9 protein-coding genes are annotated in these 12433 nt (G+C 70.8%); 6 read left to right on the top strand and 3 right to left on the bottom strand.

Annotated elements, in window-relative coordinates:
* Positions 1 to 116: 116 nt before the first annotated feature.
* On the top strand, positions 117 to 1388 hold the full coding sequence (locus ABT403_RS15140) for a DUF2716 domain-containing protein (RefSeq protein ID WP_344152433.1): 1272 nt from the start codon (positions 117 to 119) through the stop codon (positions 1386 to 1388).
* A 27-nt stretch (positions 1389 to 1415) separates the two neighbouring features.
* Positions 1416 to 2162 (top strand): hypothetical protein, encoded by a 747-nt coding sequence (locus ABT403_RS15145; protein WP_344153004.1) that lies wholly within the window; start codon positions 1416 to 1418, stop codon positions 2160 to 2162.
* A 54-nt stretch (positions 2163 to 2216) separates the two neighbouring features.
* Here the strand turns inward: ABT403_RS15145 and ABT403_RS15150 are convergent, their stop codons facing one another.
* The 3 genes from ABT403_RS15150 to ABT403_RS15160 all read right to left on the bottom strand — a co-directional run bounded on the left by ABT403_RS15150 (position 2217) and on the right by ABT403_RS15160 (position 6089).
* Entirely contained in the window at positions 2217 to 3368 is a 1152-nt protein-coding gene (locus ABT403_RS15150) for a tetratricopeptide repeat protein (RefSeq protein WP_344152436.1), read from the bottom strand.
* Positions 3369 to 3666: 298 nt separating this feature from the next.
* Positions 3667 to 4932 (bottom strand): ParB/RepB/Spo0J family partition protein, encoded by a 1266-nt coding sequence (locus tag ABT403_RS15155; RefSeq protein WP_344152439.1) that lies wholly within the window; start codon positions 4930 to 4932, stop codon positions 3667 to 3669.
* Entirely contained in the window at positions 4929 to 6089 is a 1161-nt protein-coding gene (locus tag ABT403_RS15160) for a ParA family protein (protein ID WP_344152442.1), read from the bottom strand. Before ABT403_RS15160 ends, ABT403_RS15155 begins: the two co-directional genes overlap by 4 nt.
* Positions 6090 to 7259: 1170 nt before the next feature.
* Here ABT403_RS15160 and ABT403_RS15165 point away from each other — a divergent pair.
* The 4 genes from ABT403_RS15165 to ABT403_RS15180 all read left to right on the top strand — a co-directional run bounded on the left by ABT403_RS15165 (position 7260) and on the right by ABT403_RS15180 (position 12281).
* Complete coding sequence (locus tag ABT403_RS15165) at positions 7260 to 7961, top strand: hypothetical protein (RefSeq protein WP_344152445.1); 702 nt, start codon at positions 7260 to 7262, stop codon at positions 7959 to 7961.
* Positions 7962 to 8024: 63 nt separating this feature from the next.
* On the top strand, positions 8025 to 8444 hold the full coding sequence (locus tag ABT403_RS15170) for a hypothetical protein (RefSeq protein WP_344152448.1): 420 nt from the start codon (positions 8025 to 8027) through the stop codon (positions 8442 to 8444).
* A gap of 1156 nt (positions 8445 to 9600) precedes the next feature.
* Positions 9601 to 10695: a bifunctional DNA primase/polymerase gene (locus ABT403_RS15175; RefSeq protein WP_425580119.1), complete on the top strand. Its 1095-nt coding sequence runs from the start codon at positions 9601 to 9603 to the stop codon at positions 10693 to 10695.
* Entirely contained in the window at positions 10692 to 12281 is a 1590-nt protein-coding gene (locus tag ABT403_RS15180; protein ID WP_344152451.1) for a DNA primase family protein, read from the top strand. The genes ABT403_RS15175 and ABT403_RS15180 overlap by 4 nt, the downstream gene beginning before the upstream one ends.
* The last annotated feature ends 152 nt before the right edge of the window (positions 12282 to 12433 follow it).

A 12433-nucleotide genomic window follows, 5' to 3' on the forward strand; every position in this document is an offset into this window, starting at 1 on the left:
GCCCGGTGGGTCTCCCGCGGGCCCCCTCTGTCGCCCCCCGCAACACCCCCCCCCCCCCCGCTCCGTGCCCACCCCACGGGCCGGGGAGGGGGGCACGCCCCTTTACGCTCCCGGTCATGGACATGGGGCAGCGGTGGGCGCGGTGGAACGAACTGCGGGGGCGGGTGCCCGCGTGGCATCCGGTCGGGGTCGTCGTCGCGGCCGACGGGCCGGTGGTGCGTCGGCACTACGGCACCCACGGCACCGTCGAACACTCCCCTCTCCCTCCCGGCATGGATCTCGCCGCTCTGGTCCGCCGGCAGCAGGCGGCCTTCGCTGAGCGTGGTGAGCCGGTGGAGTGGAAGGTGTACGGGCACGACTCGCCGGAACTGGGCCCGGTCCTGACGGCGGCAGGGTTCACCGCAGGCTGGGAGCGCTCCGTGCTGATCGCCGGCCCCCTGCCTCCCGCGACGGAGCCTCCCCCGGAGGGCGTACACGACCTGTACGGCGTGCGGGAGCAGGCCGAGCGGGCATGGGCGATCGCCGCCGGCTCCCCGGGCCCCCACGCGATTCCCTACGCCGAGATGATCGCGGACGGCGCCTCGGTCGAAGGGGACGTGTTCACGGAGGTCCTGCTGGGAGACGACGGCCTGGTCTCCGCGGTCGCCTGGGCCCAGGGCGATGAGCAGCCCTTCACCATCGTCGGCGGGCTGACGAGTGACGACGCGGGCTTCGTCCGGGCCTGCACCAACCGCTGGCGCCGTCGGAACGTGCTCGGGTCCCCCGTCCTCGCCGAGGCCGACGGCCCCTTGCGGGCCAGGCTCCTGGAGTCCGGCTTCACCGAGGCCACCACCGTCCGCTCCTACCGCTGGAGCCCGCTGGGCACCCCCGAGTCCAGCCGGCCCGCCCAGTTCCTCGACTGGCTCCACGACGACGGCCCGCTGTGGGACCGGGTCTACGCGGACTTCGCCTTCAAGCCGAGCGTGACCTGCCGGCCCGCGATCACCGACCCCTCCCCCTCCGCCGTATGGAACCTGCACTCCCACCACCGGCTCGTCCCGGACCTCCCCGCAGAGCTCGACGCGATCGTCCAGCGGGGGCTGCTCGCCGCCACCGAGCCCGGGGAGTTCGTGTACTGGCTCGACTGGCAGCACGGCGGCTACCGCTACGACCCCCGCCGCACGGACATGCCCGGCCGTCCGCCCCGGCCCGGCCTGGGCACCTACCCCGACGGCGACTACTACCTCCACCTCACCCACGACCTGCGCCTGGGCACCTTCGGGCATCCCTGGGAACAGACCCTCACCGTCTGGGGACCCACCCTCCTCGCCGCAGTCGAGGGGGAGCTGACGGAGCTCCTGGGAGACCCGATCAGACGCCGGAGCCAGCCCGTTTCGTTCGGATCTTGAGAGGCTCGCCATACTTCCCGAGTGGAGATGCGAGCCGAGGAGGCAGCGCGACGGTGGCTGGCCGATCAGGGCGTCCGCCAGGTGCGCGAGAACTGGGTGAGCGACGAAGAACCGGACGTGTTGCTCACCGCCAACCAGGTGGCGCACTCCTGGGCCGGTGATGTATTCGCCGAAGACCTGGATGCGGCCGACCAGCTGCGGCTGGCTTTCGGACTGCTGGACCTCCTCGACGAGTACTGGGTCACGTGCGAGATTCGGTTCGCGAACGAGAGTGCGGACGGTCCCTTGCCGGCCGACGTACTGTGGGACGGCTACCGTGAGCGGCTGGAGGCGGACCGGGACGCCGAGGCCGTCACCTACTCGCTGTGGGTGGACTGGTTCGAGGACCATGCCACTTCCGCGTCGGCCTTCGCCGCAGTTCTCGGTATCGACATCGACCGGGTGGTGGCCGAGCCAACGGAAGCCCTGCTCCGCCGCGCCGCTCGGGTTCTGGAGTGTTCGGGACCGGTGCGCTGGACGGTGAAGGAGCTCACGTACCGCACCGCCATGCGGCTCCCCGCCCTGCATGCGGCCGTTTTCCGCGGCCTCCTGGCGAGCTTCCACGACGTTTACGGCGACCTGGAGCCGGCTGCCGCACTCGCCTTGCTCGGCTGGCTGGATCTTCCCACGGACACCCCGCACCTTGCCGAACTGCGCCACGTACTTGCCGCGGGGCACAAGAACCACTACCGCAGCCCTGGTGCCTGGGACGATGCGGTTCGCTCCTGCTCCTGAGCCGTTGGCCTGGCAGAGCGGACTTTTGTCCGCGGACAAAAGTCGGCGGTCACGTCACGGCACGAAGGTCCCCGACCACACCGGGTCGAACGGTGTGGGTTCGCGTCGCCGGAGGATCCGCACGGCCTCTTCCACTCGGCCGAGGTCGATGAGATGACCGGCCAGCAAGGTGGAGTGGGCGGCGCCGCGAGCCTCCAGGACAGCGACGGCCTCCCCGGTACGGCCTGCCTCCGCAAGAAGGTCGGACAGGGTCCAGGCCGTGGCCCACGTACCGCCCTCGGGGTGCTCCCCCACCAGATCGATCGCCTCATCCAGTCGGCCGTCGGCCGCCAGGAGGTTCAGCCGCAGCCTGAGGGACTCCGTTTCGTCCTGGCCGTCGTGGCGCGCTGTGCGGGTGTCGAGGTAGGCCAGGCCATCGGCGACGCGGCCGTGGTCGGCGTACAGGGTGCACAGCATGTCGACGACCGAGTCGTCCGCACCGTCGGGGGAGTCCGCGAGGGTCCGCATCACCTCGACCGCCTCGTCGACGCGGCCGTGCCGGACCAGGAGGGCGGCCAGTGCGTGCGCGGTGTGGGACGGGGACGCCGGGGAATCGTTCGGCTGCCGGTATACGGCGAGGGCGCCGTCGAGGTCGCCGCTCTCCTCCAGGAGTTCGGCGAGACGGCGTACGGCGTGCCCGTGAGGGTCGGATCCCGCATACGCACGCAACTCCTCGATCCGGCCCTGCCGCGCCAACAGGTCGGCCAGCTGGTCCTGGCCGTTGACGGAGGCGATCTGCCGGGTGTGCAGCAGCGCGATCGCCTCGTCGACACGGCCCTGGCGCTCGCGGACCGCGGCGAGCAGGCCGAGGGCCGTATCGGGATCGAGGCCCCGGCAGCACCACGGCTCCTCACAGCGGTGCCCGGCGGGGATCCGCACGGCCAGCAGCCCGGCGATCTCCTCGTCCCGGCCCGCCCCCTCGCTGAGCTCGACGAGAGCGGAGGCGAGGCGGGGGTCCTCGATTCCGGCGATCAGGCGCGTGAGCGCTTCGTCCAGGCATCCGTGCCGGACGAGCAAGCGCGCGAGCAGCTCCAGCTTGAAGCCCCCACCACGGGCGTACGGCCGGGCCTGCGCGATGGCCTCCTCAGCTCTCCCCCACGCCTCCAGCAGTCGCACCTGTGCCTCGACGGCCGTCCACCAGCCGGTGGCGACGTACGGAGCGAGCACCTCCAACGCCTCCTCCTGCCGCCCCCGCTCCCCGAGCAGCCGTGCCCACTCAAGCGCGCAGAACCACTCGCCCTGACGGGCCTGAATACGAGGCTGCGGGACGGGGCGGAGACCCGATGGGGGTCCTCGACTTTTGTCCGCGGACAAAAGTCGGGCGCGGGCGCGGGAGGGTTCCCAGCGCTGCCGCTCCGGAGCTTTGTCCGCGGACAAAGATCTGCGGCGCGTCAGCGACAGCGGCCCCGACTTTTGTCCGTGGACAAAAGTCGGGGCCGCTGTGTCGTGCTGAGCAGACCGGTCGTCAGCGGGCGGTGGACCTGCCGTTGCTGTCGATCAGGAGCATGGTCAGCTCCGCGCGCTGCTTCGGCGGCATGTTCTGGCGGATCGCCTCGAAGACCGCCTGGGGGTCGGTCCATGCCACCGGGGTCGCCTCCCGGCTGCTCGCCTGTTCCGGGATGACCGTCTCCGGCTCGCGTGCGCCAGCCGGTTCGGGCTCGGTCGCTGCTGCGGGCTCGGGCGACGGGGGCGCCGCCTGGGGGAGGGGAGCGGCGATCGTCTCGACCGGTTCGGCCGGGGGAGTGGGGGCAGTGAGGGCTGCCCGGGGTGCCTCCGGGACCGCCGGACTTTTGTCCGCGGACAAAAGTCCGGGCTGCGGGTCGGACTGCTCCGGGGCGTGGGCGACAGGAGTCTGCGCCGTCACTGCCGGCGCAGCCACGGGATCCGGGGCCGGGGCCGATACAGGGGCCGGGGCCGGCGTCGGCATCGGCTCGCGGGTCGCCTCGCGGAGGATCTCCCGCTGGGCCGCCTTCGCCCGGGCCTCCTGGGTCTTGTTCTCCTGGAGGAGGTCCAGCAGCATCGCCGCGTCCGCCCCCGGGCGGTCCTTCGCCGCCCGCGCCAGAAGGCGTCCGTCACGCTCCGGCATGTCGCCCGAGCTGAGCATGCGCTGGATCTCCTCGGGGAGCTCCAGCAGCACCAGCTGGTTGGTCACCCAGGACGGCGACTTGCCCAGCCGCTCCGCCGCCCGCGACTTCGCCCCGTGCTCCCGTCCCTGCTCCGCGCAGCTGTCGACCAGCTGCTGCACACCCCGGGCGCGCTCGATGACGTCGAAGTCCTCGCGCTCGAGGTTCTCCGCCAGGAGGTGGTCGATGAAGTCGGTCCGGGAGACGGCCAGGTCGTCGCGTACGACGAAGTCCAGGGACTCCAGCCCCACGTGCAGCGCGCTCCGGAAGCGGCGCTCACCGTTGATGAGGATGTACGCGGCGGTGCCGATCCGGCCCTCGTGGTCGGGCCAGAGCGAGAGGTACGCACCGCGGCTGACGGCGACGCACGCCGAGAGCTGCGTCTGGCGGAGCTCCTCGCCGAAGCGGGTCTTCTCCTCGTCCGTGCCGAAGTTCCGGCGCGGGTTCAGGGGGGTGGGGGAGACCTGGTCGAGCGGGACGCGGATCAGTTCGTACGCCGGTACGTCGCCCTGCGCGATGGCCTTGGCCCGGCCGCGCTCGCTGCGGCCGGCGGTGCGGCGTGCGTTGCTGAAGGCCGCGCCGGTGCCGAGGAGGTCGCTCTTGCTCATGCCGCGATCCTCCGGGCGATCTCACGCATGGCCTCGGACTGCTCGCACTCCGGCGCGTAGTGCAGCAGGGGCAGCTTGACGCGCACGGCCTCGCGCTGCTCCTTGAGGTCGGAGATGACGGTGATGACGGGCGGGTCCCCGAACTCCTTCCAGCTGTTGAGGGAGGAGGTGACGACGTAGCCCTTGCGGCTGTCGTAGAGGTTGACGACGAAACCGAGCTGCGCGATGTCGATGTCGAGGTCGTCGATCAGGTCCTCGAGCTGCTCGCTGAGCATGTCGTACGCGTCGGCGGAGGTGTCCTCGGCCTGGACGGGGACGATGATGCCGGAGGTCTTAGGGGCCTCGCCCTCGCGGGTGCGGGCGTAGTAGAGGGCGGTGTCCATGGTGTAGCCGAGGCTGGGCGGGCAGTCGACCACGATGTAGTCGAACTCCTTCTCCAGCTCTTCGAGCGCCTTCTCCAGGGCGGTCTCCTTGGTGCGGACGTGGCGGGTGGTGGCCAGCCGGGCGTCGAGGAGGAACGCGTCCTTGCAGGAGGGGAGGAGGAAGAGGCGGCCGGCGAACACGCCGTGCTCGATGGGGACGAGGAGGTCGCGGACGCGGCCGTCGATCTCGCCGAGCATGTGCTTGGCGAGGCTGGGCTCCTTGATGCTGAGCATCTCGGCGCCGAGGTGGCGGGTGAGGTGGCCCTGCGGGTCGAAGTCGATGACGCAGACGCGGGCGCCGGTCTCGGCGAGGGCCTGGGAGAGGCCGTTGCTGATGGCGCTCTTGCCGACGCCGCCCTTCTGGTTGCAGACCACGATCCGGCGCGCACCCTCGTTCGCGGGACGGCGGCGGCCGGTGGGGGAGGGGTGGGTGTCGAGCCAGAGCCGGATGGACTGGGCGAGCCCCTGGTTGTACGGGACCTCGCGCACCCGGCAGTCCTCCTTGAACTCCCCGTACAGGCCGGTGGGGAGGTACGTCGAGAAGGAGGAGGCCCCTGAAGTGTCGACGGCGGTCGCCGCGGACGCGTCGGCACGCCAGGCGTGCACGCCCTCGGTGACGGCGTCCTGGATGTCCACGCCCAACTGCGCTGCGCGGACCTTGAGTTCCTGCCGCAGGGTGGCGGGCAGCTTGGCGACTACCTTTTCCCTGACTTCCGGATCGTATGGAGCGGTCATGCGGGTACCTTACTAACCTTCTCGCGGGAAGGCGAAGAGGCACACCGAAGTATGTTGGCCTGGTATAGGGCGGATTGCTCGGAAAAGATCAGCGGTTACCTTGGCGCAGGAGCGCATCACGAGGCCCTAGAGGGCGGGGTGAGGGGAGGGGAGCGTGATCGCCGGTGCCGCTCACATGCCGCAGCTGGAGTCCCCCGACCCGTTCAACTCCACACCCCGTCCCGCACTCGCGCAGCTCCGTTGAGGTGACGCTGAGGGCTCTGAGACGGCTTCAGCCCCCGCCGAAAGCGCTGTGTGCCCCGCTGACGGCCTCTCAGTGCCGCGAAGGTCGCGGGACACCAGGTGCATGGAGATCGGCGCCCTGAGGTGCCGTTCTGTGGGTCGATTTTCGTGCGCTGCGCCGGAAATCGACGGAGCCGCCCTGAACCCGGGCCCCTCATCAAGCCGCCCAGGGTCGGTAGCTCCTCAGCCCTGGCGGGCTTGCGGTGCCCCGCCGGGGTGGCCGGGCGTCGTCGGCGACTGCGGGTGGGTGGGGCCAGGACATGCGCAACGTGGCTGAGGTGGGCGGTGGTGCGGGTGGCCACTGGCCGTGATCGGTCGGCTCACCCCGCACGGGGGCTCGTGTTCGGTGGTGCGGGTCAGGGCGGGTCGGGTCGGGGCGGGTCGGGTTCGGCCTGATTGGCGGTGCTGCGGGTGCTGAGGCGCGGGGCTGTGCGTCGGCGGGGCTCTTTTAGTAAGAGGGCGCCGCGCTGAAAGGGCCTCTGACCTGCTGGTTTGCCCGAGGCGATGTGTCGCCCGGGACACATTCGGGGTGCGCGAGTGTGTACCTGGCGGGCACATTTCGCGGAAAAATCAAGCAGGGGTTGAGTTTTGGCGGGTGCGGGGCCGCGCGGCTGCTGCGCAGGTCAGGACGGTGCGGGGGAGGGCCGAAAACTGCACCCAAGGATGGGTGGCAGCTACATGTACGTGTCGCCATCGCGGCAACCGAAATCAAGCAGGCGTGTACTTTCGGCGCTTTGCGGAGCGAAAAGTACACGTGGCGTGGATTTTTGGCGCCGTGTTCGAACGAGACGCCGCCCGGAGGGCACCATCGGCGCGTCGCCGCGTCAAAAGACAAGCGGTGCTTGAGTTTTGGATAGCCTCGGACCGCCTGAGTAACAAGGAGGTCACGTGACATCTGATCCGCCCGCCCGTCGTCGGCGCGGGCCCCGACCCGTGCCCGCCCCCACCTCCGGGGGCAGCGAAGCCGAGTACGGAGACATCCTCGCGGTCCTGGGCCAGCAGCTCGGGGAGAAGGTCGCCGAGGCCGCCGATCCCGGGGGCCGTCGTCGGCTCAAGGGTGTACACCTCGAGTTCGCCGCCGACCCGAAGGCCGTGCACGACATGGCCGGGGGATCCGGCTACAGCCTGGCCAGCAACTGGTTCACGCAGCTGCTCGCCCAGCTGGCCGTCGCGAACAGCATCACCAAGTCCCAGCTCTGCGTCTTCCTCTTCGTGGCCGGCGGGCAGGTGCCGGGGACCGGCGTCACCCCGTACACGCAGCAGGAGATCACCGATGGGCTGAACAAGATCGCCGCTCAGAAGGGCGGCAAGATGATCACGCGTTCGACGGTCAACCGCGCCGTGCAGGCGCTGTGCGGCTACAACTGGGTGGAGAAGGCGGGCCGGGGCCGGATCCAGCTCAACGTGCGCCTGTGGTTCCACGGGAACAGCACGGCCCAGCACGACGTACTCGCCGAGATCGCCGGCCGGCACGAGCACGACGTCGCGGCCTTCCCCTACGCTGTGGGCCCGCAGGGTGCCCATCAGGAGGAACTCGACCTCGACTTCGGGGCGGCGGCCGACTATCGCGGAAGGAAACGTACCGGGTGATAGTGCTGCCAGGCCCGTCCTCCACCACGGACCACCGCCACCGCTCACGAGGAAGGCCGTCCCATGGCTAACGTCATGTCTCCGATCGTCGCGGAGCGCATCTGGGCCCTGCCGCTGTCAGGGTCCGCCGTCAAGTTCCTCCAGTACTTGGTCGCACGGAGCGACTTCGGGGGGGCGCTGACGGTCCGGCAGAAGGACATGGCGGCCGAGTACGGGGTCACTCCGCAGGCCGTCAGCGGGCTGATGGCGCCGCTGTGCGAGCTGAACATCGTGCTCAGGCCGCGTAGCGAGGAGCGCAACGGCAACTCGTACCGGCTCCATCCGCTCGCGGCGAAGTACGAGAGCCCGGAGAGCATGGAGGCGGCGTTCCGGGCGGCCCTCGTCCGCATCCAGGCGGGCGACCTGCCCAACCTGAAGCTCCCGACCTACCACCAGGCACCGCCCACGCCGACGACGGGCAGGCCGAAGCTCCAGGTGGCCTGAGCGGAGGTGGGAGGGGGGCCGGAGCAGGGACCGGCACGGCAAGACGAAGGGCCCTCCACTGGGTGGAGGGCCCTTCGTGCCTGAGTAACTTGTGCGCCCACTATATCCGCCGGGGCATGGGTTACGACAGCCGAACCGGGTAGCACACCGGGGCGATGTCAGGCGTCGCGTCTCCGAGGGCCCGCGGGCCGGGCGGCCGTTCCGTGGGTGCCAGAATCGCCGCCATGCCGCTGTGTGACTACTTCTCAGCCCCCGACGACCAGACCGCCACAGCGGTCCTCCGGACGCCCGGAGGACCGGGCGGGGCCCGGTGGCGGGGGAAGTGCTGGAGGGACTGAGCCGGCTGGCTCGGGGGGCTCGGGCTTGCGGGCTCCGGCTGTATTGCTGGTGGGCGTTGTGACCCGTCAGCGCCCGGCCGTTCAGTCCCTACGGTCTTCGGTCCCTCGTACTTCGGCCCAGGGACTGAAGCCAGACGTCGCTGACTGAGCCTGCTTGAGAGGGACCGGAGAGACTCTCCAGCGGGTCTCGTTCAGTCCCTTGGTCCCTCAGTCCCTCAGTCCCTTCGCGTTTCCGCAGGTCAGAGCAGTTTCAAGGACAGAGGCAGGGACTGAAGGGACTCAGTTTTCACTCTTCCAGCCTTTACGTGCGTGCGTGTATGCGCGGGCGTAAGCAGTAGCAGTGCCATATTCGCGTTATAACTAGAAAACTCAGTCCCTTCGGTCCCTGCGATTTCGGCGACGACGGCCTGACCTGCAGGTTTGTCAGTGACCGAAGGGACCAGGGACCGAAGAGGGTCTGACGGCCGTTCCGTCCCTGTTCCAGGGGAGTGGGGATGAGGGGGAGGGGGCGCGGAAGGGGCGTCAGAGTTCAGTCCCTGGCCCAGGGGACTCCCCAGGGACCCCAGGGACCGAAGAAACCGGCAATTCGGGCGGGGCTCCCTGGGCAAGCCCTTGGCAGGCCGCCAGGGGCGGAGGGACTCAAGGGACTGAAAAATCAAAACAGTCACAGCCACCTGCACCGTCTCGGCGTGTCGCTGCGCTAGGCTCCGGCATTGTGAAAGTTTGGTCCCTTCAGTCCCTGCCGGGGAGAGGGGCCAAGTCTCCGACCAGCTCACACAGCCCAACCGAGCCACGCCGCACCGCCGAGGAAGACACACGTGCCAGCCCACAGCGCAACGCCGCCGCCAGCGGCAGCCGTCGGCTCCGCGTACGGGCTTGAGACGGCGCTCCGGCTGGCGGCCGAGGGGATGCCCGTCCACCCCCTCGCCCCAGGGACCAAAACGCCGCCCGCGAACTGCGCCCGCTGCCGCGAGCACCACCACGCCCCCGCCGCCTGCGCCTGCCCGGGGGAGGGGCGCTGGTGCCACGGCTTCCACGCCGCCACCACCGACACCGGTGTCATCAGGGACTGGTGGCGCCGGGAGCCGCGGTTCGGCGTCGGAGTCTCCTGCGGTCCGGCCGGGCTCGTCGTCATCGACGTCGACACCCACCCGGCCCCCCTGCCGGACCGTCAGCGGCTGCTGCCCGGCATCCCCATCGACGAACGGGTCGACCTGAGCGGTCTCGGCTCCGGCTACGACACCCTCGCGCTGCTGGCCGCCCTCCGCCGCCGCCCCGACCCCGCACAGGACGCCGGGACCCTGCGCGTGCGCACCCCCAGCGGAGGCCTGCACATCTGGTACCGCGCCCCGCTGGGAGGCCCCGCCGTCCGCTCCTCCAGCGGCAACGGCACCCGTACCGCCCTCGCCTGGCAGGTCGACGTCCGGGCCACCGGGGGCTACATCGTCGCGCCCGGCACCCGTACGGCGGACGGCGGCTACGACCCCCTGCCCGGCTCCCGCACGCCCGCGCCGCTGCCGCTGTGGCTCAACGCCGAACTCGCCCGCACCGGCCACCACCCCGCCCTCCCGGCGCCGCAGCGGGCCGCGGCACCCCGCCGTGGCCGTACGCGGACCACCCGGGCGAACGGGACCGACGACGCCCACCGCATCCTCGCCCCGCTCCTCGCCGAGGTCCGGGACTGCGCCCAGGCGCCCTCGGGCACCGCGTTCAGCGAGAAGCTCAACCGGGCGGCCTTCACCGCCGGAGGCCTGGCCGCAGGCGGACACATCACCCCGGCTGAATGCGCCGACCTCCTCACCGAGGCCGCGAACGCGGCCCGCCCCGGCCAGTCGCGCCGCAGTCAACTCGTCATCGACTCCGCGCTCCGCGCCGGCAGCCACCGCCCTATCCACCCCAAGGGACGCTCATGAGCAGCGCAGGAAGCACCGGCACCGGCTTCGACGCGCACGCCGCCGCGGAGCAGCTCGCGGTCTTCGCCGCCGAAACGACCGGGACGGCGGCCGAAGCGGAACCGGCGGGGACCGCCGCCGCCCAGCTGCCCGCCCAGCAGGTCTCCACGCCCGGCGGGGCCGCCTCGCGCCCCGGTGACTTCGTCCAGTCCGGCCTGCTCGTCAACCTCACCGACCGCGGCAACGCCAAGCTCTTCGCCCACCTCCACAACCACCGCTTCCGCCACGTCGAAGGCCTCGGCTGGTACGTGTGGGACGAGTACCGCTGGAAGCGCACCGGCGGCGAGAAGGCGGCCATCTGGGCGGCCGGCGACATGGCCGAGGAGATGCCCCTGCACGACCCCCGGGGCCACTTCACCGACCGCGAGCTCGCCCAGCACCGCAAGCGCGCCATGTCGACCTCCGGCGTCAAGGCCATGCTGTCCCAGGCCAAGGCCTCCCCGGAGCTCGCCCTCGACCCCGACACCCTCGACGGCGACAAGTACGCCCTGTGCACCCCCGCCGGCGTCGTCGACCTGCGGACCGGGGAGCTCCGCAAGCCCGATCCGCTCCGCGACCTGCACTCGCGCGCGACCTTCCTGGCCCCCGAGGCCAGCCCCACCCCGCGCTTCGCCCGCTTCCTGACGGAGACCTTCGGCGACGACGACAAGGGCAAGGAGATGATCACCTTCGTCCATCTCCTGCTCGGCTACTCCATCACCGGCGACGTCGGTGGCCAGGTCCTGCCGTTCCTGTACGGCATCGGCGCCAACGGCAAGTCCGCGCTCATGGACATCGTGATCAAGATCCTCGGCGACTACGCGGACGTGGCACCGCCCGGCTTCCTGATGGAGCGCGGCAAGTTCAACGAGCACTCCACCGAGCTCACCGAACTCCACGGCCGTCGCCTGTTCGTGTGCAGTGAGCTCAAGCCCCACGACAAGTTCGACGAGGCCCGCGTCAAGCTCCTCACCGGCGGCGACCGGCTCAAGGCCCGCCGCATGCGGCAGGACTACTTCAGCTTCGAGCCCACCCACAAGCTGTGGCTGCTCGGCAACCACCGCCCCGAGGTCGGCACCGGCGGCCACGCCTTCTGGCGCCGGATCCGCCTCATCCCGTTCGACAGGGTCGTCCCCGACCACCGCAAGATCGACAATCTGGCGGAGGAACTCGTCAACCACGAGGGCGCCGGCATCCTCCACTGGATGATCCAGGGCGCCATGGCCTATCTGAAGACCAAGCCCTCCCTCACCGGACCCACCGTGGTCCGCACCGCCACCCAGGCCTACGCCACCACCGAGGACCACATCGGCCGCTTCCTGGCCGAATGCTGCACCACCGGGGACGGCTCCGACGAGCCGCGCGACTTCAAGGTCGAGCAGGGCGCCCTGTACCGGGCGTACAGCACCTGGTGCCAGGAGGGAGAGGGTCTGCGCCCCGCCACCACGCGCGCCTTCGCCACGCGCATCCGCGCCGAGGTCGGCATCTCCTCACCCGGCGAGATGCTCCGTTCCAACGGCCAGAAGTTCTACCCCGGCCTCGCGCTGCTCGCGGACGAGGCAGGATGAGCCCGTACGGGGCGCCCGGCGAACGGGGCAGCCCGGGGGTGAACCGCCCGGGCCTACTGTCCGCCACCCCATTCAGCCACCTACCATGGACACGCATCGAATGAGCCAGCCACAGCACGCCGACCCGCATTCGGGCATAGCCCGTGCCCGGC

Source organism: Streptomyces sp. NPDC000075 (genome assembly GCF_040301925.1).
GTDB lineage: Bacteria > Actinomycetota > Actinomycetes > Streptomycetales > Streptomycetaceae > Streptomyces > Streptomyces polychromogenes.

Coding starts and splice junctions, on each gene's coding strand:
- ABT403_RS15145 (WP_344153004.1), top strand. CDS start 1,416: ATGCGAGCCGAGGAGGCAGCGCGACGGTGGCTGGCCGATCAGGGCGTC.
- ABT403_RS15160 (WP_344152442.1), bottom strand. CDS start 6,089: ATGACCGCTCCATACGATCCGGAAGTCAGGGAAAAGGTAGTCGCCAAG.
- ABT403_RS15170 (WP_344152448.1), top strand. CDS start 8,025: ATGGCTAACGTCATGTCTCCGATCGTCGCGGAGCGCATCTGGGCCCTG.
- ABT403_RS15140 (WP_344152433.1), top strand. CDS start 117: ATGGACATGGGGCAGCGGTGGGCGCGGTGGAACGAACTGCGGGGGCGG.
- ABT403_RS15155 (WP_344152439.1), bottom strand. CDS start 4,932: ATGAGCAAGAGCGACCTCCTCGGCACCGGCGCGGCCTTCAGCAACGCA.
- ABT403_RS15180 (WP_344152451.1), top strand. CDS start 10,692: ATGAGCAGCGCAGGAAGCACCGGCACCGGCTTCGACGCGCACGCCGCC.